The 23788-nt window shown below is 49.4% G+C and carries 13 protein-coding genes; 6 read left to right on the top strand and 7 right to left on the bottom strand.

Annotated elements, in window-relative coordinates; genetic code table 11:
• Positions 1-12: 12 nt before the first annotated feature.
• From ACO6VG_RS04650 to ACO6VG_RS04630, 5 genes are all read right to left on the bottom strand, one after another.
• The gene (locus tag ACO6VG_RS04650) at positions 13-6162 is read right to left on the bottom strand and encodes an Hpt domain-containing protein (RefSeq protein ID WP_422472908.1); all 6150 of its coding nucleotides are present in this window, start codon (positions 6160-6162) and stop codon (positions 13-15) included.
• A gap of 56 nt (positions 6163-6218) precedes the next feature.
• On the bottom strand, positions 6219-8306 hold the full coding sequence (locus tag ACO6VG_RS04645) for a methyl-accepting chemotaxis protein (protein ID WP_422135814.1): 2088 nt from the start codon (positions 8304-8306) through the stop codon (positions 6219-6221).
• Positions 8307-8443: 137 nt separating this feature from the next.
• The gene (locus tag ACO6VG_RS04640) at positions 8444-8989 is read right to left on the bottom strand and encodes a chemotaxis protein CheW (RefSeq protein WP_422413619.1); all 546 of its coding nucleotides are present in this window, start codon (positions 8987-8989) and stop codon (positions 8444-8446) included.
• The gene (pilH, locus tag ACO6VG_RS04635) at positions 8986-9360 is read right to left on the bottom strand and encodes a twitching motility response regulator PilH (protein WP_422135812.1); all 375 of its coding nucleotides are present in this window, start codon (positions 9358-9360) and stop codon (positions 8986-8988) included. The genes ACO6VG_RS04640 and pilH overlap by 4 nt, the downstream gene beginning before the upstream one ends.
• A 311-nt stretch (positions 9361-9671) precedes the next feature.
• On the bottom strand, positions 9672-10031 hold the full coding sequence (locus ACO6VG_RS04630; RefSeq protein ID WP_422137046.1) for a response regulator: 360 nt from the start codon (positions 10029-10031) through the stop codon (positions 9672-9674).
• Positions 10032-10484: 453 nt separating this feature from the next.
• On the opposite strand from ACO6VG_RS04630, the gene ACO6VG_RS04625 reads away from it, so the two are divergent.
• Together ACO6VG_RS04625 and ACO6VG_RS04620 are read left to right on the top strand one after the other, a co-directional pair.
• Positions 10485-11855 carry a TolC family outer membrane protein gene (locus tag ACO6VG_RS04625; RefSeq protein ID WP_422139231.1) on the top strand — a complete coding sequence of 457 codons (1371 nt, stop codon included), beginning with the start codon at positions 10485-10487 and terminating at the stop codon, positions 11853-11855.
• Positions 11856-12031: 176 nt separating this feature from the next.
• Positions 12032-12334 carry a PTS fructose transporter subunit IIB gene (locus tag ACO6VG_RS04620; protein WP_422135810.1) on the top strand — a complete coding sequence of 101 codons (303 nt, stop codon included), beginning with the start codon at positions 12032-12034 and terminating at the stop codon, positions 12332-12334.
• A 7-nt stretch (positions 12335-12341) separates the two neighbouring features.
• Here ACO6VG_RS04620 and ACO6VG_RS04615 read toward each other — a convergent pair whose 3' ends face one another.
• Positions 12342-14066 carry a hypothetical protein gene (locus tag ACO6VG_RS04615; RefSeq protein WP_422472906.1) on the bottom strand — a complete coding sequence of 575 codons (1725 nt, stop codon included), beginning with the start codon at positions 14064-14066 and terminating at the stop codon, positions 12342-12344.
• A gap of 23 nt (positions 14067-14089) precedes the next feature.
• Positions 14090-15601, bottom strand: a complete 1512-nt coding sequence (locus ACO6VG_RS04610) for a hypothetical protein (protein WP_422472904.1) — start codon at positions 15599-15601, stop codon at positions 14090-14092.
• A 433-nt stretch (positions 15602-16034) separates the two neighbouring features.
• On the opposite strand from ACO6VG_RS04610, the gene hslO reads away from it, so the two are divergent.
• From hslO to ACO6VG_RS04590, 4 genes are all read left to right on the top strand, one after another.
• The gene (gene hslO / locus ACO6VG_RS04605; RefSeq protein WP_422472902.1) at positions 16035-16955 is read left to right on the top strand and encodes an Hsp33 family molecular chaperone HslO; all 921 of its coding nucleotides are present in this window, start codon (positions 16035-16037) and stop codon (positions 16953-16955) included.
• Positions 16956-17200: 245 nt separating this feature from the next.
• Positions 17201-18802: a phosphoenolpyruvate carboxykinase (ATP) gene (gene pckA, locus ACO6VG_RS04600; protein ID WP_422137045.1), complete on the top strand. Its 1602-nt coding sequence runs from the start codon at positions 17201-17203 to the stop codon at positions 18800-18802.
• Between the two features lie 813 nt (positions 18803-19615).
• Positions 19616-21019, top strand: a complete 1404-nt coding sequence (locus ACO6VG_RS04595; RefSeq protein WP_422472900.1) for a hypothetical protein — start codon at positions 19616-19618, stop codon at positions 21017-21019.
• A 313-nt stretch (positions 21020-21332) separates the two neighbouring features.
• On the top strand, positions 21333-23669 hold the full coding sequence (locus tag ACO6VG_RS04590) for a Tex family protein (RefSeq protein WP_422472898.1): 2337 nt from the start codon (positions 21333-21335) through the stop codon (positions 23667-23669).
• Positions 23670-23788 lie beyond the last annotated feature (119 nt).

The raw sequence follows: 23788 nt of genomic DNA, 5'->3' as shown, positions 1-23788 counted from the left end.
GACGCTACTCCTTTATTCATTGTTGTGAGCTTTGGCACTGATCAATTGCTCGATGGAGGCCAGCATTTCATGTTCCTGGAAAGGTTTACCCAGATATTCATTAACCCCCAGGCTGAAGGCTCTGGCTTTATGTTTCTCACCAGTTCTTGAGGTGATCATGATGATCGGCAAAGACTTCAGGCTGTCATCATTACGCACGGCACTGGCCACCTCATAGCCGTCCATCTTCGGCATTTCGATATCCAGAAGCATGATGTCGTAGCGGTTTTCAGCCAGTTTGGCCAGAGCTTCGATACCATCCCTAGCACTTTCAACCAAATAGCCATTACGTTCTAACAGACGGGTGGTCACTTTACGTACAGTAACCGAGTCGTCCACTACCAGAACACGTTGGATGGTTTCTGCTTCTTCATCCATCTGGCTGGCCAGTTCTACAGAGTGCTGTTCAATCCGATGTCTGCGAAGCAGTGTGACAGGGTCGATAATGATGGCAACACGACCATCACCAAGAATGGTGGCACCGTTGACACCGACCAGACCTGCGAACTGCGGGCCCAGACTTTTGGCAAAGATTTCAGTACCGCCAATGATTTCATCCACATGCAGGGCCAGATTCTTGCCGCCCCGCTCGATGATCACAACCGGGCACTGCCCGGACTGAATTCTGGGGGTTGCATCACCCAGAATTTCACCCAGGAACATGAGCTGGTGTTCGATACCCCCATAATGCAGAGGGGTGTTGTTCTGGTAGCAGTCGATCAGGACACTGGGGTCCACTACCGTAATACCATCAATGGACTGCATGGGCAGGGCGTAAAGGTTGTCTGCAACCTGGACCATCAGAGCACGGTTTACCGACAGCGTGAAGGGTAGACGGAGCTTGAAAGAGGTTCCCTTGCCAGGCTCGCTGTCAATCTGAATACTACCACCCATCTGACGTATTTCTGTATTGACCACATCCAGACCTACACCTCGACCGGAAATCTGGGTGACAGATTCCGCAGTACTGAAGCCTGGTTCCAGGATCAGCTGAGCAATTTCCTGGTCGGTCAGCTCATCTTCCGGAGTGATCAGATGTTTTTCCAGTGCCTTGGCGTGAACAGCCCGAAGATTGATGCCCCGGCCATCATCGGCCAGTTCAATAACAATATCGGCACCATCTCGGGCAATGGCAAGCGTTAGATTGCCGGTTTCCGGTTTACCCAGTGTCAGGCGGTCCTTAACGGAGGCTTCAATACCATGATCAATGGCATTTCGCAGCAGGTGCTCCAGTGGTGCGAGGGTCCGCTCCAGCATGGTACGGTCCATCTCACCTTCAGCATTGCTGACATTCAGGTTGATCGGCTTGTCGAGCTCAGTCGACAACTGACGGGTAATTTTTCGCAGGCGTGGCAGCAGACGACTGAATGAAACCATTCGGGCCTGCATCAACTTTTCCTGAAGCTCTATCAGCGTTCTGGACTGTTGAAGCAGCAGGGTTTCTGCATCACGATTTTTTTCCTGGATGTCTTCCTTCAGGTCCTGGAGGTCAGTCGCGGACTCAACCAGAGAGCGGGACAGCTGGGTCAGTTCTGAATACTGGTCCATTTCCAGGGGATCAAACTCAGGATTACTGCCGTACTCTTCTTCAAAGGTGGAAATAACCTGGGCCTGGGTTTCGGTATCCAGACGACGCAGCTGTTCTTTTACCCGGTCGATGGTACTGTTCATCTCCTCAAGAATGTTCCCCATGTCCTGAATCTGCTGCTCGATTCGACCACGATGAATACTCGACTCACCGGAAAGGTTGATCAGCGATTCCACAAGCTGCGCAGGGACACGAATCATCTCAACACCTTTGAAGGTATTGGCTGCGCTGCTGGTAACCGGTGTGTTTATTCGTGTTGATGCAGGGGCAGTCTCTTGTGCGATCATTTCAGGCGCACTGTTACTACTCTCTACGGATTCAGACACTCTGGTGACGCCTGTGTTCCGATTTTCTTCATCAATAACCAGAGCATCGTCTATTACTATTTCTTCGGGCTGTTCGCAGGTCGTGTCAGACTCTTTTTTGACCTGACCCAGGTAGTCAGGGAGAGCTTCTACGTGCGCTTCAGCCGTTGCAAGAGAGGGTAATTCTGCTTCATAGTCATGATTGAGAGTCCATTGCTCCAGCTGTTCTACCATCGGGATGACAGAATCGGGTGACTGCTGATTTTTCAGGGCAAGCAACATCTGGTCAACCTGATCATGAGCAGCCTGTAGCAGGTGTATCGGTGCTTTATCTGCAGAACTTCTGCCCATGGCAATAGCACTGTAGATAGCTTCGATGGCATGACTGAGGTCACCCAGTTCCGGCTGGTCTGCCATTCGGGCACTGCCCTTGAGGGTATGCAGAGAGCGCTGCAGATCGGTCAGAGATGTCAGGTTTTGACGATTATTCAGCCAGTCTTCCAGAGCATGATGGCAATCTTCTGCCAGATCAGAGGCTTCTTCCAGGAACAGTTCCAGCAGTTCAAGGTCATGCTCTTCCACTTCTACTTCTGTTTCAATGGTGAGAGCAGGTGACATCCCTGAAACTGAGGGCTTTAGAAGCAATTCTTCAACATCTTTGGCATCTTCAGCATCTTCAACAACGACAGCAACTTCAGCCTCTGGCTTAACAGCAGGTTGCTCTTCAATGGCAGGTTTTTCTGTCAGCGACTCCAGGATGATTTCTTCAACTTCAGGGTTCTCAACCACTGGCTCTGGAGACGGTGCCTCCTGAACAATCTTGTCAATTTCAATATTTTCAGGGACGGCTCCTGCCTGAATCGGTTCAGCGATGAGCAGAGCTTCCAGAGACTCCCTGAGTTCTGTGAATACTGATTGCGGTGGAACCGGGGTTTGCTGGGCCGCAATCATATTCATCATATCGACCATGGCTTCGAAGCCGTTGGACAGAGGTGCCGCAAGAACCCCGGGTAGATTGTCTTCGTACTTATCCAGATAGTTCATAACATCCAGAAGCACGTCACATAGTTCAGTCAGAGCGGTGAGTCGTGCTTCGGTTGCCCGTTCGGCCAGTGTTGTCAGTTCTTTCTGGAACATTACCAGCTCATCTCTGGGCAGAGCGATGCGCCAGGTAGAGAGGTACTCATCGGCATCCAGCAGTAAACCCAGGTCGCTGTGAGCAAACAGCCGGGTGTCCTGACCGCCAGTGTATTTTCTGTTGGTAGACTGTGCTTTATGCTGTTCGGTGATGAGCTGGGCATGAAGCGCTTCCAGCCAGGACAGGTAATTTTCAGAATCCAGTACCGGTTGTCTGGGTGAGAGGGCCAGCTGTTCGAGGCCATCCTGAATGAGCTCAAGACCCTTTTCCAGCATACTGATCACCCGGTCATTGGCCGGAATCAGGTGGGCTCTGAAATCCTTGATGTTCTTTTCAAGGGCAACAATGATGCTGGCCAGCGGCGCTATTTCTGCCATCAGGGCTATGCCCTTCATAGTATGGAGAGAGCGTTGTACCTGATCACTGATCTGGCGCTTTCCACCCTGGACTTTCACCTGCTCAACAAAGGATTGAACGACTTCCAGATGAACTCTGGACTCGCCGAGGAATACGTTAAGCAGCTGGATGTCGTAAGCTTCCTGTCCGACAGATTGCGAAACGTCTTTCTCAACATCTACATTTATTTCTGGCTCAGATGATGGCTTGGATAGCGCATCAATAGTGGCCCGCTCTGCTGCCTGTGGGACAGGTTCTTCCGCTCGTTGAAAATCGATATCCGGGTCATTGGCGATGGCGTCATCAATGGACTCTTCCTCGTCCTCAATGGTGTATGCTTCACCTCGGGACAAAGCGTCAGCCTGTTCCATGCAAACCAGAACTTCGTGGGTCAGAACCTGGCTCTGCTCAGCAAAGTCGGAAATCAATCCTGGCAGCATATGGGTAACGCGGCTAACCAGATTGCTCAATTCAGGGCTGTTGTGAACGGTTCTCTCGATCAGGCGGTTTAACATGTTCTCGATGGACCAGGCCAGTTCACCCACAACGCTCGCACCCACCATACGACCACTGCCTTTCAGAGTATGAAAAGCCCTGCGGATATCTTTCAGGGTGTTCAGATCATCCTGATGATTGATCCAGGTAGTTACGTCTTCGGTCAGCTGCTTCTGAACTTCGCCAGCCTCTTCAATGAAGATGATCAGCAATTCATCGTCGATGATGTTCTCTTGTCGGTCCTCTTTGACTTCGACTTGCGGAGTGAGGGCTTGCGCCTGCTGCGGTCCAGCCAACCGTGAAGCTTCACCCGGAGCCTCTGCCTCAACGCTGCTGTTGCTAGTGTACTTGAACTGAACTACATCGTATGGGCTGACTTCGACGGGTCTGTTTCTGTTGGTCAGGGTCAAAGAAGTCTTAACTTCCAGATCAGTGGTTTTTGCAGAACTTTGTTTTTCTTCCGTTGAGGGCTCTTGTACTTTATTTTCGTCCAGAGTGATGGGCATCGAGCCGTCGAGAAAGCTCTGCTCATCAATCAGCAGTTCAAGATCTGTCTCACGCAGGGCAGACAGGCTTTTGTCTGCAACATCCAGAATGGCGTCATGTTCTTTCTGATCTCTGTCACCCAACCTTTCAAGGTAGTATTCAATACTGGTCAATGCATCAGCCAGGTGTTCCAGTTCCATCTTTTCAGGTGTTTTACCGTTTTCTATCCACTCTTTCCTGATGTGATCTGAACAGGCTCCGACCAGAGCAGCGGCCCGGGTCAGGGGTGTCATGGACAAACCGCCTTGCACTTTACCGAGCAGTTCGGGTATCGGGCTCAGGAAATCCGGGTGATGATGACTGTCCACAAAATCGACGATGGCATCTTTGCCCTGCTCAAGATAGTGGCGAGCCTCTTTGACAACCGCCTGATAGACCTCTTCCAGCAGGGGTGCGCCTTCGCCTGCCTCCAGACTTTCACCTGCAGCATACCTGGATAGCGCAGTCTCAAGGTCAAGAATGGTGCCAGCAACGTCCATCAGATGCTCTTCAGCGTTCTGACCTGTATTGATCACACTCTGGATCAGTGCTTTTTTCTGCTTCAGGCGATTTTTAAGATCTTCCATGCCCAGGATGGTCAGGGTATCTGCCACCTGCTGAATGACCGGCAGCTGGTTTTCCAGAACCAGTGGATCAGGATCGGTTGAGAGAAGGTAAAGGTCCAGTGCTTCCTTGATACCTGTCAGCTCGTAGTTCAAAGCTTCAACAACAGGTTTTGTAGCATTCACGCCCGTCAGAACATCGGAAATACCAGCCTGAGCTCGTTTCAGCTCATCTTTCAGGTTATAGCGTGATTTCAGTACTCCAGTGAAACCCCCACGGCCTTCGGAAGTGGCAATGTTGTACAGCAACCCCCGGAACAGTGCATCATTTGGATGACTATTGACAAAGGGAGCGCCCTGTCTGATGAACAGACGGATCTGGCCATCCAGTTCCCTGAGCAGGTTAGCAACATGGATGTTCTGTTCGATCGACTCATTATCCAGCCCTTCAGTCAGCGCAATACTGGCTTCCCAGAGAGGAGAAAGAGGGGTGCCCCAGGAAAGGTCCTGAAGTTTGGCAAACAATTTGGCCAGAATTTTAATCTGCTGAGGTCTGTTCTGATCTCGAAGATAGCCTGCCAGTGTTAGCTGATACTTCTGTCTTATTTTTCTCAGTAACGGTGTCAGTCCGCTCCGTTCAAGGCTTTCCAGTTGTGGTGACGCAATAGGATCGATCAGCGAGCGGGTATCCGGAAAGAAAAAAGTAGCTTCCGGGAGAGGGTCTTCACCTCGCAGACGTCTTAGTTCATTGATCAGTGGCAGAAGTGTCAAGGGACGATCAACGCCACTGTTCAGAGTTTGTTGAATGTAACCTGTCAGCTGCAGAGTGGCCTGCATCAGGACTTCCAGAGCCATTCTGACATCAGGCACTCGCTCACTGATCAGGGCCTCGGACAGTTTGCTCATTTCCAGACTCAAGTGGGTTGCGCCTACATGCTGCAACATTTTGAGTGTGCCATGAACCTGACTGAATGCGCTCTGCCCGGCATTGATGTGGGCTGGGTTGCCTGGCTCTTGCTGGTAATTTTCCAATGCCTGGCCAGCTTCAATGAGCGTCTGCTCAATCTCTTCCTTAACCCAGTCCAGGCCTGCATAATCCTGTTGTTCAGCCATTGCCGGCCCCCGCTATTCCGTGCCAGCAACCTGGGCTGCTGGAATAAAAATACTCATCAAACGGTGATTTCGTCTTCTTGCGCTCTAGTCACTGCTTCATTTTCTGCTACCGAAGGCAGGCGGAAGCCGGATACAGACTGACGCATTTCCAGAGCCATTTCTGCCAGGTTGCCTACTGAACCGGCTGTTGCTGTGGTACTGGAGGCTGTATGGGTGGTGATGTCCCGGATGGTGGTCATACGCAGGGCTATCTGTTCTGCTGAGCCTGTCTGCTTCTTCGCTGTGTCGGAAATGTTCCGGATCAGGTCGGCGAGGTTACTGGATACTTTCTCAATTTCTTCCAGGGCAACACCCGCATCCTGTGCCAGTCTGGCACCGTTTACCACCTCGGAAGTGGTTTGTTCCATGGAAATAACGGCTTCGTTGGTATCGGTCTGGATGGCCGATACCAGTGCTTCAATCTGCCTGGTCGCGCCGGATACTCGTTCCGCAAGACGCTGTACTTCATCCGCTACCACCGCGAAGCCCCGACCGGCTTCTCCCGCCATGGAGGCCTGGATGGCGGCGTTCAGGGACAGAATGTTGGTCTGGTCTGCGATATCGTTGATCAAGGCAATGATGTCACCGATTTCCTGGGAAGACTCACCCAGCCGCTTGATACGCTTGGAGGTGTCCTGAATCTGTTCGCGGATAGTATCCATGCCCTCGATGGTATTACGAACCACTTGACCACCGCTGGTGGCAATTTCTACTGATTTTTCCGCTACATTGGCTGACTCAGAAGCGTTCTCGGATACCATGGTCATTGATTTGGTCATGTCATTGACCGCCTGACTGGCATAGTTTATTTCCTCTGCCTGATGCCCTGCTGCTTCAGCCAGTTGTTTCGCGGTACTCTGTGTTTCCTGAGCTGAGGTATCTACTTCCACCGCCGTTTCGTTGATGGTTTTAACCAATGCCCGGAGCTGTTCAATAGAGAGGTTAATGGAGTCAGCGATGATACCGGTAAAGTCTTCGGTTACTGTCGCCTGTACTGTCAGGTCACCGTCCGCAAGGCCATCCATTTCATCGAGCAGTCGCTGGATTGCAGCCTGGTTGGCTTCGTTCCGGGCTGCAGTTTCAGCCAGACGCCTGCGGGTGTCTCTTACGATGGCCACGGCGATTATCAGCACAGAGAGCAGGGCAACGACACCGGCAATACTGATGACCGTGTTGTTGATCAGGCGCTGGTCAGTCAGACTCTCGAAAGTGTCCACGAGAATAGAAGTCTGTTGCAGCAGTTGCTGGGAGTCTGTGAAAATCTGGTCAGAAGCGGCACGCACCTGGAACAGTTCCGGGGAGGTCTCCAGAATCTCGTCAACACTGCCTTCTACAAATCCGAACAGGTCGGAGATTTCGGCCAGACGATCAGTGGCTTCTTCATCGGTGACCTGACTGATACGCATGGCCAGGTTACCTTCCAGCATACCGTTCAGTACCCGACCAAACAGCTTGGCGTCACGACCAAAGCTGTCTGCAGCCATGATGGAGTCTTCACCCCCTTCCAGTACTTTTGAGACACTTCGAATAATACGTTCTGCGAGCCATGGCTGACGCTGTGCCAGTGCGATCTGCTCATTGGGAGCATTGCTCTCGAGGAGAATCTCTACCACCTCATCATACTCAACCTGCAGCTGGGGAATAGTTTCACCCAGTGTTTTTGCCACTTCGTGCAAAGCTAAAACGGTTTCTTCTGCAGCCAGAATGTTATCTGCCTCTATTTTCAGTTCAGACCAGGCAGCGTCCAGTGTGTCGATCCGTGTTTTAGCGATACTGTCACCGGGGCTGAGAAATGGAGCAACAGAAAGCCTGGTGTCTTTCAGGGAGCTAAAACGTGCATCGAACTCATTGCGTGCTTCACGCAACAGGACGAAAGCTTCTTCTTTACCGGCCGATGCCTCGGTGGCACTGGTCGCAATACGCTGAGAGAGTACCCGGAGCTCACCGGCGTCAGTCAGGTGCTGTTGATCAAGTTCACTTTGCTGGCTGAGATAAATAAATGAGCCGGTGATTACGGAAAGAGAGACTATTAACAGGATAATCGAGGCCAGAATGGCTCGGCTTGCCCCTGCTCCCTGGGCTTTGGTTGCGGTATTGCCTTTCATTATTGTGGTCCCCGGTGACTTCTTCGGAATGCTCGCTTTTTGGATTGTTTTTATTCGAATACTTTTTATCGTTTGACCCCTTTCGTCACCTGTGGTGAAGAAAGACGGTTCCTGTCACTTATCCAGCATGAAGCTGATTACGCTATGGCTGCTTTCAGAAAGCGGGGATCATTCACCAACCGCTGTGTGTTGAATACCATGTAATCTTTTTCTTGCTGGTAATGACCAACGGTAAACGGTTTAACTTCGTCAAACAGATAGTCAGGTACTGCATCATTGAACTGGCTGGTGGAAAAATGCACCATACCCTGCACCTCATCAACGATGAGACCAACTGATACTTCCCCCTGCTCGACAATCATAATCCGGTTGGCCGATTTACCGCTGTCTCTGGCCTGACCCAGAAACTCTCCCAGATCTATGATCGGAAGTAAACGTCCACGTACGTTTGAAATGCCCTTTGCCCAAGGTTGAACACCTGGCAGGGGTGTAGTGGATGGAACTGGAAGAATGGCCGTTACCTCACCAACCTGCAGTGCAAATTGCTGATTATTCAGTGTGAAGCCAAGTCCACTCCAGGACTCAACCTGTGTTTGCTTTTCAGGAAGCTCAAAAGCATATTTGCTGATCCTGGCATCCAGCTCTACCAATGCCTCAAAGGGGCTTGTTTGGGAGGTATTCATGCAAGTTTGGTTTCCAGAACATTACCCAGTGTTTTGAGCAGTGTTGCTTCACGGATAGGCTTGGTCAGATAATCCTTTGCGCCTTGCCTGATTCCCCAGACCCTGTCGGTTTCCTGATCTTTGGTGGTGACAATCACGACCGGAATATGGGAAGTATTGTTATCTTTAGACAGTTGACGTGTAGCCTGAAAACCATTCAGACCAGGCATGACAATATCCATTAACACAGCATCGGGATGTTCGGCCCGGCACAGTGCTACACCGTCGGCACCGTTTTCTGCAGTCAGCACACTGTGTCCGTGTTTTTCGAGCATGGCTTTCAATTGGAACAACTCAGTGGGTGAGTCATCAACAATGAGAATGTTTGCCATTATTTTCCCCTGTTACTGTTTTTGCCCAAATCCTCAGGGCCAAGCTTTTTTCATTGTTATTAGCCGTTCTTTTTTTACCATGGAAATACCGAATGTTCTTCGTTGCAATCTGGGTATTTCCCTGCGCTGGCTGCAGACTGTTTCTGTTTCGAAATAATCAGGTTCCTGCCAGAACCATTGGTTAGAAGGCTCAGTACATGTTTATAACAGATTTTTTTAACATTTTTTACTACGAAAATGCAGCTCACGAGGACTTTGTTGCCTTATTAATTCTCTGTACGGAGCCGCATCAAGGCTCAGGGCTGTTTTTATCAATCATTGACTGGACAGAAATGTCTGATAGTACCCAGTAGTTCATCTTTGCTGAAAGGTTTGGTCAGGTAATGATCGGACCCGGCCACACGGCCTTTCGCCCGGTCAAATAGTCCGTCCTTACTCGATAGCATGATGACAGGGGTTTCCCGGTATGAATGATTGTTCTTGATCAGTGTGCAGGTCTGGTAGCCATCCAGGCGTGGCATCATGATATCAACGAAAATAATGTTGGGCTGGTTTTCAGCAATTTTTGCCAGGGCATCAAAACCATCAGTGGCTGTTACCACTTTACAGCCTTCTTTTGTCAACAACGTTTCTGCGGTTCTGCGAATGGTTTTACTGTCGTCTATCACCATGACTTTCAGTTGCTCAAGACTGACATCCCGCTTCTTATGACTCGCCGGTGATGCAGCGTTTGACTCATAGCTGTTCATGCTTCTGTCCATATACACTCTGATCACCCGAACCCTGATCCTTTGGCTTCAGATGCTTTTATTTTTATTTACCATGAAAATGCTGATCGGATGTCAGCCTTTCCGCTCATGGCAGTTTTTTTGCACCCTTCTCAATCCTGATTGAGAAGAAGAGTATTGATGACTCAAAATTTTTGAACTTTTTTATGTCCATTCTGAAAGGAATTTATTTCATTCAGACTTTCCCATCTTTTAACACAATTTGCCGGTGAATAGCCAGACGGCGAGTGGCTTAATAGCCTGACAAATGGGGGGGAAGTTCACTAAAGCCAACTCCTTAAAAGCCGATGTATTGAGACATCGTTCAACTGAACTGTCTGGCGGAGGGGGATGCTTATGAAATTCAGTCCGAGATCGTCTTTGAGGCAGGTGCACCTGCTTCGCCTACCCCGTTTATGCCTGTTGGGCATGTCTCTGGTCGGTAGTGTTTTATTCAGCAGTCTTTCAATGGCAGAGACCCTGAGTGAGGTGATCAATAAGGCTCTGGTCAGCCACCCTCAGGCTCAGGCTGGCTTGAGTCGGTACCGGGCCGCTATTGAAAATATTGATGTAGCCTGGGGAGGCTGGTGGCCTTCTGTCGATGTCGCGACAGGGATTGGCGGCCAGAAAAAGAGTTACCCTGATGATCAGCCTAACGAAGCCCTTGGTGACAAGAGCTTTACCCGTAAGGAAGCCTCTTTTTCTATTAGCCAGAATCTGTTTTCCGGATTTAATACCAGCCGCAGTGTTGACCGGGCTCGACATAGTGCTGCTGCAGAATACCTGCGTCTGAGGAATACTCTGCAGGATCTGACTCTGGACATCACCGATGTCTACCTGAAGGTTCTGGAAAGAAGGGATATGGTGCAGCTGGCCGAAGAGAATCTGGAACTCCACAATTCCATTCTCAAGCAGATCGCCCAGCGCAGCCGTCAGGGTGTTGCCAGAAGTTCAGACCTGAACCAGGTTGAGGGAAGGGTAGCAAGAGCGACAGTGAATGTGATAAACGCCCGCAATAATCTCATGGATGCCGAGAGCGAATATTACAGTCTGGTAGGCGTCATGCCAGGCGATCTGAAGCAGCCAGACACCTACGAGCTGGCTGTTTATGAAAGTTTTGATGAGGCTCTTCAGGCCAGCGTCAAAAGGCATCCGGGCATCCTGGCGACGGAGAAGGACATCAAGGCTTCCGAGTCAGAGGAATCTGCGACTGACAGCAGCTTTTTCCCGTCATTGGATATCAATATTGATAAGAGCTGGAAACATAATGCAGATGGTCAGCTGGGCACTCACGCAGATACAACGGCTGTACTGAAGCTCAGTTATAACCTTTTTCGTGGCGGTTCTGACAGGGCCCGTTCCAAAGAAAGCGCCTACAGGACCCAAGAGAGCAGGGCCCAACGGGACAGGATGCTGAGGAATGCCGAAGAAACCTTGAGGTTGGCCTGGTCTGCCCGTGAGTTTATTGGTGAGCAGATGGAGCACCTTCGTCTCCATGAAGCATCCAGCAAAAAAACCGTTAAGGCTTACCAGGAGCAGTTCAATATCGGTAAACGAACTCTTTTAGATTTATTGGACAGCGAAAATGAACTTTTCCAGTCCAGCCGCAGTTTGACCAGCGCAGTCTATCAGGAGGTTTTCGCACGATTCCGGATTGTTGCTGCTACCGGTGAGCTTCTCGATAATCTGGAGATTATCCTCCCCGCAGACTGGCAAGAGCAGGATTAACCCTTTCAGTTTGCTGCATCGGAGCGAACCATTGCTCTGGTGCTGATTTGATCTAATCTCTCCAAGTCGTGATTATACCAATCAAACTTTCCCACTCGTGAAATCTTCTACTAGCCTTACTGGGGAAAATAAACAGGTCTGCTCAACTGGTAAAAGCGGTTCCAGAGGATCATTCAATGAAAATACTTGCTGTAACGGCCTGCCCAACCGGTATTGCTCATACCTATATGGCTGCCGAAAAACTCACCGAAGCTGCACTCAATCAGGGACATGAGATCAAGGTAGAAACCCAGGGGGCCATGGGCATTGAGAACGAAATCACGCCTCAGGATGTAGAAGAGGCAGACGTTGCACTTCTGGCAGTGGATATTACGGTGGATGGTGAGGACCGTTTCAGGGATCTCAGGATCATCAAGGTGCCTGTATCAGAAGCGATCAGGAACCCGGAAGCGGTGATGGCACAATTGGGTCAGGGATAAAGCGTGGTCAGTACTCGTCCTCAAGGTCGTCCTCAAGGTCGTCCTGATTGTCCCAATCATAGAAGTTCTTCAGATGCTCATAATTGAGCATCCACTCCCTCTGTCGCGAGTACTCACCGGCGGCAGTGGGAGCGGCGGGGGGGATGACTTTACCAATAAATTCCAGAGGTTCTCCCTCTCGATAGATCTGGAAGTCAGTGACTTCCTCCTGGTCTTTGAGGCCTTGTAGCCAGTAATGACAGAGTTCAGTCAGGTCGATTGAGATATCAGTTGCCTGATCCAGCCGATTTTTTTCGAATATCAACTGTTTGAGCATCTGATAAATCTCAAGATCCTCTACCGCTATCTGTTTATTAAACCGGCTCATTTCAAGCCTCTCAATATCCCGGACTATTGAGGCTGGAAGACTGTTGGAGAGCGCTGTTTCGGGCTGTTCGAAGCCGATATGAAGACGGGGCTGATGGCTACCAGTGACGTCCATGGCAACTACTTTGGCTACTTCCGGGTGCACATCTTCAAAATCAGTCAGCAGCTTTTGACAACGTTCTCTCTCTGTATCACTGCCGTTGCCTTTGAGGAGCTTAGCGGTATTTGGCGAGGTAGCAGCGAGTCCCACCTGATAGGCATAGATGGCTTCTGTGGGAAACTCCCGGGCTGCAGGATGCTCATACTTTCGCATTAAATTCATGAGTATGGGGAACAACATCGCTTTTCTTGCTGAATGTGCCAAGCCCTGGCGGTTGTCGTTTTGTCTCGGTAATAAAGCCGGAGTCCCGACAGAAGCTTCTTCCATGAGCGGGTCGTCCTGCCTTAACAGAACGGCCAAATCTCCCTTTGCGTCAAAATCTTTGGCGGGAGTGTCATCTTGATAAAGTTCTGCTTGATAGTACTTAAGCGTTGCGATGGCTGGGTCACTGCTCTGAGTCGCCAGATCCGGCTGCGGGTCTTCTTTCAAAGACGGAAGTTTCAGTTTAGAGGTCAACGGGTCAAGCAGAAGTTCCTCACTACGGTCATCTGTCTCCGAAAGATGTTGTGGCACTGCATACACCCCAGGCCTGTGGCTATCAGGTCTGGAAAACTCTGGTGATTTCTCCAGTAAGGTTGGTTCAATGCGAATACCTCTTCCTTTTAAATTTGGTTGAGGTAAGGGAAGTCCCATGTCCAGCAAAGTTTGCTCGCTGCTTTCCAGTTCCCTTTTTGCTTCGGCGAGGTCCTTTTGCAGAGCGGCTTTTTTTTCTGAGGTGTAATACCGGCTGACTTCCGTGAACGTCTTTGCCAGTGATTCCCTGATTGCGCTTGCAGCCTGAGGATCTCCCATGTTCTCGTCGGCAGGGATAATATTGGTCATCTTGCCATTACTGCCAACGTGAATGACCAGAAGAGGTGTCTCGGTACTGTCAGGGATGCCTGAAGCAATCTGTTGGCTCAAGCTGGCTGCAGATCTGGCCAGCGTTGCACGGGTTTCAAGAGCTTCTACCCTGAAGCTTTGCTGAATGAAATGCTTTTCGGCTTCTTCCGGGGTTGTCGGAGAAAGATTTGCAGGCCCGGGCCTGGTGTCGGGAACAGGTGCGGTTTTTGCTGTTTTTCGCTGCCCCAGAGACGTTTGCGGCTGATGATTCTCTCCCCTGGGAAGCACAGGCCTGGTTTTATCGTCTGGCTGACTGCCAGGCCTGTTGGGTGGCTGTGAGCCGTGAACGCCAGGCTTATGGGGATGGGAAGGAGGTATGCTCATAGTATGCTTCCGTTGAAAACCGGTCAGAGGCCATATTCGTATTGGACTTCCCTGATCGTATTGCGATCAGGACTGATTACATCAAAGTAATCTCTAATACCCTCTCGAATGGCATCTGCTACTTCCTCCTCACTGGCTTCAGGGTGACGATAAATATCGTCAACAAATACGCCGGTGCGAAGAACAGGTAGGGTGGGGTGACCTTCCCGGGCTGCCCAGTGGTTGTATTTGTCCTGTGTAGTAACAAGATTTTTAGCGGTTAGCCGGACACTTTGGAGAAAGTGATCTTTGTTATCAAAATGGACACTAGAACCGTTCGGAGGCACCACATAAATCATGGCGCGGTTCTTCCTGATACCGACCGGACAGTGCTCATCCTTGAAAACGTTGACAAGGACAGTCCCCTGATTTTCCCGTTCGTCGGTGACGAAACCATACATGGCTGCCAGAGGCGTACCATCAGTGAACTCTTTGTGAGAAAAGACAATTTCCGAGAGTCTTTCGCCGTCTTCAATTTCTGAGCGTCCTTCGCCCTCTTCAATTTCTGGGTGTCCTTTATTCACTTCTGAGCGTCCTTCGCCCTCTTCAATTTCTGGGTGTCCTTTATTCACTTTATTCACTTCACCCTCCGGTTTTGCCAAAAAAACCTGCTGAGCCTTTCTTATGGCTTTTTGCTGGGCAGAGGTGAAAAATTCTCTAAACCGGGCATTTATTCCGTCGGCTTCTTCTCCAAATAGTGAGTCGATAGAACCTGCGTTCACAGAGGCGATATTCCCTGTTTGCCCGTGATCAGCCTCAGTCTCCCTCGTCAGGTAGATATCTGAAAAGTCACCTCCCAGGTTCACGGGTAGCTGGCGCTCTACGGGCCTCACAAAAATGCTAAGCGGTTCGTGAGGTCCAGTTGGCCTGATGCGGGTGTCTTCATCAGGAATGTCAAAAGGCATAAACGGTCTGGCTGTGGAAGGGGGCATGCGTCTGGAATCATCTTTTGGAATCAAAAGAAACTGACCTTCAGCCGATTGTTTGCCGTCGGGTTCGCCGGGGTTAATTGGTCTTGCCGGAGCCCGGGCGGTGAACTGGTTTTCGTCAATGACCAGTGTGATTTTTGGGATCGGGGGAGTAGGTACGGTGCCACCGTTCTCTTCGATGTCTCTACTGATATGAATCAGTTTTTCTTCGGTGTTTTCTATCTGTTTTCTGAGTGCAAGTTTCTCTTCGGGACCATTCTTTTGGCCAATCACTGTGAGTTTTTTCTGCAGTGACTCCCTGAGTTTGATGGCTTTTTCCGAGTCGGTTGGCAGCTCAGGGTCTGGCGGTAATACGGAGGTCATTTTGCCATCTTTTACGTAAACAATTTCAAAAGGCAGGTTATCCTGAAACCGTGATGGATTATGAAGGTGGTTTTTCAGGTCAGGGATGTAGTCCAGAAAATCGCGCTGGGCCTGAAAGCAAAGAATCTGATTGAACTGTTCGTGATATTCATTCTCCAGCGCGTTTAACAGACTGAGTCGGGGCGTGGCGGACGTCGGTAGCATTTTGCGTCTGCTGATCGGGGTATCAGGTGCTTCGCGGTGACCAACGGGGAGTGCATTGGGTTTTGTGTGCGGTGTGATCTCTCCTGTGCCTGGCGAGGATGGAGTTTGAGACTCGGGCACAAACGGGATAGATCCCGGACGCTGCGAAGGAGGTATATTTCCGCTACCAGTTGACATAGCTTATTCCCGAATTAGTTGACCTTAAAATGCTTTTCTGTACTCACGAGTGTTTAACTTGTTGCTTTGTTATCGGTCGGTAGAAGCAACAAATGAGATAGGGAGATGAAATCGCTATAATGTCGGGTTAAATGCCCCGGCAATGCTCGCAGCCTCTTATATCAGAGTCTGACGGCACAGGCTGGAAAGGCGGTCAGCTATTCCCGATCGGACGCAGCTGACCAGCCAGGAGCGAAAGCAACCGATAGAGCCGTTGATGAGTAAACAAGATACAGACTTGAACCAGAAAGAAGCCGTGAGCCAAAAAGACTGTGCTCAGCGATTTATATTTGAGAATGCCGACCTTCGTGGAGAGATTGTCTCTCTTGACAACAGTCTGACAGAGTCTCTGGCAGCCCATGACTACCCGGTAAATGTCAAGGCGTTGCTGGGAGAGCTGGTGGCTGCTGCCGTCCTGCTCAGCTCGACCCTCAAGTTTGAAGGTATTCTGAGCCTGCAGGCCAAGGGTGATGGTCCCCTGTCGTTGTTGATGGTTGAGTGTACCGATCAGAAAACTTTCCGTGCTCTGGCGCGCTGGGACGAAGAGAATACCGACAAGCTGACCGCAAAAGGCCTGTCAGGTCTTCTGGGGAATGGTCAGCTGGTAATGACGATTGATCCTCACAAAGGCAATCGTTATCAGGGTATTGTGCCTCTGCATCATGAAACCCTCGCAGAAGGTCTGAATGCTTACTTTAAACAATCCGAACAGCTGTCAACCCGTTTATGGTTGGCCAGTAATGGTGATCAGGGAGCAGGTATTCTGTTGCAGGCTTTGCCAGCCAGTATTGAGCAGGAAGAAGATGAGCGTCAGGAATCCTGGCGGCGTATGGTCATGCTGGTGGATACGGCAACCGAAGCAGAGATGCTCGAGCTGGAACACGAGACTCTTTTGCTAAGACTGTTTCATGAAGAAGAAGTACGGGTTTTCGATCGTCAAGCGGTGACCTTCAGCTGCAACTGTTCACGTCCTCGCAGTGCAAAAATACTGGCCAGTCTGGGTCAGGAAGAAGCTGAGTCCATGGTAGCGGATCTCGGAAAGATCGAGATGGGTTGCCAGTTCTGTAGTCAGACTTATACTTTTACGGTACAGGATGTGGCTGAGATCTTCCGGGGTAATGAACCCAAGACGCACTGAATGGCCTAGCAGCTTTTGCGAATCCTCGTTTCGGCCGGAGAACTTCCGGCCAAATCCTCACGCCATTGAACTCAGACAATCAAACTTTAACAGAGAAACAGGCTATTTAAGCGTTTATCTGAACCAATATATCCCCTATCATAGGTGCCCCTTCATCGGTTATCATAGAATCACAAATGCAAACATAACAACTTTTTTGAAGCTTGGGAGAGCTCTTAATGGCAGAAGTTAGCGCAAATGTTGAGCTGAACAAAGAAGCTCTGGCCAGTCTTGGTATCAGAGACGTGGCGGACATTGTTTACAACCCGTCCTACGAGCTTCTATTTGAAGAGGAGACACGTCCTGAGCTGGAAGGTTATGAGAAAGGCGTGGTAACCGAATTGGGGGCTGTCTCTGTGGACACGGGCATTTTTACTGGCCGTTCCCCTAAAGATAAGTACATAGTAAAAGATGATACGACCCGCGATACTCTGTGGTGGTCTGACCAGGGTAAAAATGACAACAAGGCGATCACCCAAAGCGTCTGGACTGATCTGAAAGGCCTTGTTACCCAGCAGTTATCCGGCAAGCGTCTGTTCGTGATCGACGGTTTCTGTGGTGCCAACGAGGAAACCCGCCTGAGTGTTCGTTTCATCACTGAAGTAGCCTGGCAGGCACACTTCGTTAAAAACATGTTTATTCGTCCTTCACAAGGTGAGCTGGAAGGTTTCGAACCTGACTTCGTAGTCATGAATGGTGCCAGGTGCACCAATCCAAACTGGCAGGAGCAGGGCCTGAACTCTGAGAACTTCGTAGCCTTTAACCTGACTGAGCGGGTTCAGATTATCGGTGGTACCTGGTACGGTGGCGAGATGAAAAAAGGTATGTTCTCCATTATGAACTACCTGCTGCCACTTAAAGGTATGGCTTCCATGCACTGCTCAGCAAATGTTGGTAAAGACGGCGATGTTGCAATATTCTTCGGCCTGTCCGGTACCGGTAAAACCACCCTGTCTGCCGATCCAAAGCGGGCGTTGGTAGGTGATGATGAGCATGGCTGGGATGACGATGGAGTCTTCAATTTTGAAGGCGGTTGCTATGCCAAGACCATCAATCTGAGTAAGGAAAATGAGCCAGACATTTTCAATGCTATTCGTCGTGATGCGCTGCTTGAGAATGTGACGGTCCTTGAAGACGGTACGATTGATTTTGCTGATGGTTCCAAGACGGAAAACACTCGTGTCTCCTATCCGATTGAACACATTGAAAACATTGTTAAACCTGTCTCAAAAGCAGGTCATGCGAGCAAAGTGATCTTCCTGACGGCTGATGCGTTCGGTGTGCTGCCTCCGGTATCCAGACTGACACCAGAGCAGACCAAGTATCATTTCCTGTCTGGTTTTACAGCCAAGCTGGCCGGTACTGAACGTGGCATTACTGAGCCAACGCCAACCTTTTCTGCGTGCTTTGGGGCAGCTTTTCTAACCCTGCATCCGACCCGATACGCTCAAGAGCTGGTTAAAAAGATGGAAGCTAATGGTGCCAAGGCTTATCTGGTTAACACCGGTTGGAATGGCACTGGCAAACGTATCTCCATCAAGGCTACCCGTGCCATCATCGATGCCATCATTGATGGCAGCATTGATGAAGCAGAAACAGTGACAGTTCCTTACTTTGGTCTGCAAGTTCCAACTCAGGTTGAAGGGGTGGAAGATGGCATCCTGAATCCTCAGGATACCTATGAAAACAAGGCGGATTGGGATAATAAGGCCCGTGATCTTGCTGATCGCTTTATCACCAACTTTAACAAGTTTACTGATACCGACGAGGGCAAGGCTCTGATCGCCGCTGGCCCGTCACTGGACTGATGCAAATAAAAACTGTCGTTCAATAGCTGTTGTAAATGCTATTGTCCGGCAGTCTTTTTATGTTCGCAGTTTTTCCACAAAAGGAAAACAGCCCGGTGCTATCCGTTATTTTACCTTTCGGAATCATCAATTGGCCGACTATTGGTGAAAGACAGTGATAAGGTAATTAACCTTTCTCAGGCTCATGAGTCTGGCGATAAGTACCTGGCCAGTTGGTTTCGCATATTCTGGCGAGTGGATTTTTTCATCCTTCAAGGCGCAACGACGGGCGCGTAGCCATAGCTACGCAACCAGAGTTGTAACGCAGAAGGATGGAAAAAGCCGCCGTTCAGAAAATGCGAAACCAACTGGTTAGGTACTTAAAGCCATAATCAAAAAACAAGATTTACCCCGATCTTGTAATAATTTCATTCATTTACTGGCAATTTGATGATTTAGTGCCATCCTGTTGATCTGCTTTTAGTGCAATCTGAGAGAAGCGGTGTTTTAACATCAGTGGTATGAATATGCTCTGGATGTAGTTTCTCGATATCTATTGCATGTTGTTTACACAAGTCAGGCTACAAGTAATGTTTGCATTGCTTAGCGCGTTTTACTGAGCTTGTAAAAATTTAATATGGTCATTAACTGATAGAGTTTTGTTTTATGTTAAAAAAAAGAACTTTGTCTAACGTCGTCCATTTTCTTGTATTGCTTCTTGTTTCTTTAATATCGGCAGCAGGCCACTGTGATGAGACTTATCACATATTTTCCCAGCCTTATGCCCCCCCGTTGATCAATGAGCTGAGGCCACTCCCACCCAATGTTTTGAGCATGATGCTTAATTTTCATGGAATACAGGGCAAGAGTGTAGTGTCGGTGGATTTATCTGGCCATGAGCCTTCAATAAGCTATGAAAAGTTCATGCGCTGGGTAGATACATTTTTCTTATCCGGCCGCTTCAAGGATTATTCCTGGATAGTCAGGCCAGTGACTGATGGGGCTGGCACATCAAAAGAGTCATCAGAGACTGTGCCCAGCAATAGTAATGAGGTGGAAAATGGTGGCCATTCAGAAACACAGCAGTCAGCAGCAGATCCAGACACTCAGCAGTCAGCAGCAGATCCAGACACTCAGCAGTCAGCAGCGGATTCGGGCACTCAGCAGATAGCAGCAGATTCAGACACTCAACAGCCAACAACGGAAAATGAGTCTGTTGTAGACGAAGCTCCTGTTGCTAAGAGAAAAAACGTCAGCAAGCGACGTAACAAAAAAGCGGTTAAAAATTCAGCTAACACTCCCGAGGTTGAGTTGAGGCTACAGGCACTCAAAGTTGAGGCAGCTTTTCTGGGAATAACATGGGAAGAGGTTACCACAGATCATATACCTGAAAATTGTCCTTTGATCGTATGGATGATAATGCATGAAGTTGATGATGCACTAAGGTCTATCCCGAGCTCTGACGAATCCAATGAGGACTTCTCCGAAATGCTGGCAAAGTTCGACCCGGCATTAGAGCTGGTATTGAGAGCAATGTTGGAGGTAACTGAAGGCAGCAGAATAGCAAAACTCGCCAAGCTCTGGATCAAACATGGGCTCATAAAAAACAACAATCATTTGGATGTTGAAAGTTGGCTGCTCAAGGAAAAAGATTTGTCTTATTTTAACTTTGAAATTGAGGATGTATCTCTGTTTTACGAAAATCGTTTAAGATCATGGGGAAAGGACTACATGATTCACAACGGGGTAACATCTAAACAATTGTATGCTAATAAGTTGAACAAAAAAGATTTCCGTTCGCAGGTATTATGGAACCTTCTTTTTCACTTTAGCGAAATAGAAGGATACATAGAGAATAAATCCCTAGCTGAATTTAAAGTGTTCGAGAACACTATCCTGTCTGTTTTAGATGATTTATTCCGTGAGACCAACAATATGAAGCACACTGAATTGGCTCTGATGGTATTATGGCTCGACATGGAAATTGACAGATGCGATATCGATTTTAATTGGAGGGATAAACTCTGTGAACTCAGGATAGACAGAAGTAGTGCTGCAGGCTTGAAGCGTCGGCAAAAAAAATCACTATCCAGCCATGCTGCCAAAAAGCGTAAATCAGAGGATGATGATAAAGATAAAGGAGAGGCAAAACGCAAGCGTTCTAAAGACACGGATGAAAACCCTGTTTCAACCAAGTCAGGGCGTAAAGTCGTTGTTCCAGTGCGATTCAAGGAATAGATTTGCACAGAAGTTAAGGCTGCCTCTTTCACAAACAGACAAAGAAGGATTAAGATAACGCTGGTCGTTTTATCACTAACTTCAGCAAGTCTACTGATACCAAAGAAGGCAAGGTCCTGTACGCTGAAGACCTGCCGCTGGACTGATGTAAAAAACTGTCGTTCAATAGGTGCTTTGGTGAGCAGTTGTCCGGCAGTTTTTTGCCGGGAGCTTTTGTACAGCAAGGAAGGTCCACAGAAAGGAAGACAACTCGCTGCCATCCGTTATAATTCGCCTTTTCGATAAATTCAAAGCTAACAATTGAGTGGGTTTTATGGAGATCATCTTTCAGCGTATTGCTGAAGAGCTGAACGTTCGTCCTGCGCAGGTCACCAGTGCTGTTGCGCTGCTGGATGATGGCGCTACAGTCCCTTTTATTGCCCGTTACCGTAAAGAGGCTACTGGTGCTCTTGATGATACCCAACTGCGTACGCTGGAAGAGCGTCTGAGGTATCTTCGTGAGCTTGAGGAGCGTCGTGAAACGGTTCTGAACAGTATTCGGGATCAGGAAAAACTGACGCCTGAACTGGAAAAGGATATTCGTGCTGCGGACACTAAAACCCGCCTTGAAGATCTTTATCTTCCTTACAAACCGAAGCGCCGTACTAAAGGTCAGATCGCCATTGAAGCCGGTCTGGAGCCACTGGCTGATCGATTGTTCAACGAGCCGGATACTGATCCGGAAGCAGCCGCCGCTGATTTCGTAGATGCTGATAAAGGCGTTGCTGACAGCAAGGCGGCACTGGAAGGCGCACGCTACATTCTAATGGAAAGGTTCAGTGAAGACGCCGAGCTGCTGGGTAAACTCAGGGATATGCTATGGAGCCAGGGCGTTCTTTCCAGCCGTGGTGTTGAGGGTAAGGAAGAAGAGGGAGCGAAATTCCGGGATTACTTTGAGCACGATGAGCCGATCAAACAGGTTCCTTCTCATCGCGCCCTGGCTATTTTTCGTGGCCGCAATGAAGGTGTGCTCCAGTCTGGCATTCGTCTCGAGAATGAACCTGAGTCGCGCCTGGAAACACATCCCTGCGAAAAAGTCATTGCTGATCACTGGAATATTTCAGATCAGGGCAGAGCGGCTGACAAGTGGCTTAAAGATGTCGTGCGCTGGACCTGGAGAGTTAAGCTCCTTACTCAGCTTGAAACCGATTTGATGACCCGTGTCCGTGAAAGTGCAGAGGAAGAAGCGATCAAGGTGTTTGCCAAGAACCTTAAAGATCTGCTTTTGGCAGCCCCTGCAGGTCTGCGCCCAACCCTGGGTCTTGATCCGGGTTTGCGTACGGGTGTCAAAGTGGCTGTCGTCGACGCTACGGGCAAACTGGTAGAACACACCACCATCTTCCCTCATGCTCCTCAGCGCCAATGGAAAGAAGCTCTGGGAACTCTGGCCACTCTCTGTCTGACACACGGTGTTGAGCTGGTCAGTATTGGCAACGGCACAGCATCCCGTGAAACGGATCGTCTCGTTGCTGAGCTGATGAGAGCTTATCCAAAACTGGGGTTGACGAAAATTGTCGTCAGTGAAGCCGGGGCGTCGGTTTATTCTGCTTCTGAACTGGCAGCTCGTGAATTTCCTGACCTGGATGTTTCTATCCGTGGTGCAGTATCTATTGCCCGTCGTCTGCAAGACCCACTGGCTGAGCTGGTTAAGATTGAACCTAAAGCGATTGGTGTGGGCCAGTATCAGCACGATGTCAGTCAGACTCAGCTGTCACGCTCTCTGGAAGCAGTCGTTGAAGACTGTGTAAACGCTGTCGGCGTTGATGTAAATACAGCTTCCAGTGCTTTGCTGACCCGTGTGTCCGGTTTGAATAGAACGCTGGCAGATAACATCGTTGCTTTCCGTGACCAGAACGGCGTGTTTTCCGATCGTGAAGCGCTCAAGAAAGTGGGTCGTTTTGGTCCCAAAGCCTTTGAACAGGCAGCAGGTTTCCTGCGCGTCATGAACGGTGAAAACCCACTGGATGCTTCAGCGGTTCACCCTGAGTCTTATCCTGTTGTGGAGAAGATTGCCCGTCAGTCTGAGCGTGCAGTGCATGGCCTGATTGGCGATTCCCTGTTCCTGAGGTCTCTGGATCCCAAAACATTTACGGATGAAAGCTTTGGTCTGCCCACCGTGACCGACATTATTTCTGAACTGGATAAGCCGGGACGTGACCCCCGCCCGGAATTCAAGGCGCCAGAATTCCAGGAAGGCGTTGAAAAAATCAGTGACCTGAAGCTGAACATGGAGCTGGAAGGCGTTGTCACCAATGTAACCAACTTTGGTGCCTTTGTTGATGTCGGTGTTCATCAGGACGGTCTGGTTCATATTTCTGCGCTGTCCGATAAGTTTGTAAAAGATCCCGCTGAAGTGGTTAAGGCCGGTGATATCGTCAAGGTGAAAGTCATGGAAGTAGACGTCCAGCGCAAGCGCATTGGACTCTCTATGCGCATGAATGACAAGGCGGAAGAAGTGACTCAGGCCAGTCGGCAACCTCGTGGTGAACGTTCCGGTGGCACAAAGCCTCAGAGTCGTGGTAGCAAAAGAAACAACCATCAGGCTAAAAAAGAGCAGTCCGCCGGGTCTTTTGCTGACCTTTTTGCCAATGCTAAAAAGCTGAGAAAGTAAATAGGCAACAGGAGCAGCCCCCAGGAGGCTGCTCAAGGTCTCGAAGGTTTCGCGGTCATTCGATGGGTGCAAGGCCGATTCTAACGTTATATAGTCCGCCCTAAGAAATGATTACCGCC

This window comes from Endozoicomonas sp. ALB032, from assembly GCF_049310125.1.
Taxonomy (GTDB): Bacteria; Pseudomonadota; Gammaproteobacteria; order Pseudomonadales; family Endozoicomonadaceae; genus Endozoicomonas_A.
Note: the sequence above shows the minus strand (reverse complement) of the source record. Positions and strands in the feature narration are given on the sequence as shown.

Bases quoted from the DNA above. Each gene is read 5' to 3' on its own strand.
- ACO6VG_RS04630 (WP_422137046.1), bottom strand. From the start codon at position 10,031: ATGGTGATAGACGACAGTAAAACCATTCGCAGAACCGCAGAAACGTTG.
- ACO6VG_RS04640 (WP_422413619.1), bottom strand. From the start codon at position 8,989: ATGAATACCTCCCAAACAAGCCCCTTTGAGGCATTGGTAGAGCTGGAT.
- ACO6VG_RS04620 (WP_422135810.1), top strand. From the start codon at position 12,032: ATGAAAATACTTGCTGTAACGGCCTGCCCAACCGGTATTGCTCATACC.
- ACO6VG_RS04610 (WP_422472904.1), bottom strand. From the start codon at position 15,601: ATGCTACCGACGTCCGCCACGCCCCGACTCAGTCTGTTAAACGCGCTG.
- pilH (WP_422135812.1), bottom strand. From the start codon at position 9,360: ATGGCAAACATTCTCATTGTTGATGACTCACCCACTGAGTTGTTCCAA.
- ACO6VG_RS04650 (WP_422472908.1), bottom strand. From the start codon at position 6,162: ATGGCTGAACAACAGGATTATGCAGGCCTGGACTGGGTTAAGGAAGAG.
- ACO6VG_RS04595 (WP_422472900.1), top strand. From the start codon at position 19,616: ATGATGCTTAATTTTCATGGAATACAGGGCAAGAGTGTAGTGTCGGTG.
- ACO6VG_RS04590 (WP_422472898.1), top strand. From the start codon at position 21,333: ATGGAGATCATCTTTCAGCGTATTGCTGAAGAGCTGAACGTTCGTCCT.
- hslO (WP_422472902.1), top strand. From the start codon at position 16,035: ATGAGTAAACAAGATACAGACTTGAACCAGAAAGAAGCCGTGAGCCAA.
- ACO6VG_RS04615 (WP_422472906.1), bottom strand. From the start codon at position 14,066: ATGAGCATACCTCCTTCCCATCCCCATAAGCCTGGCGTTCACGGCTCA.
- ACO6VG_RS04625 (WP_422139231.1), top strand. From the start codon at position 10,485: ATGAAATTCAGTCCGAGATCGTCTTTGAGGCAGGTGCACCTGCTTCGC.
- ACO6VG_RS04645 (WP_422135814.1), bottom strand. From the start codon at position 8,306: ATGAAAGGCAATACCGCAACCAAAGCCCAGGGAGCAGGGGCAAGCCGA.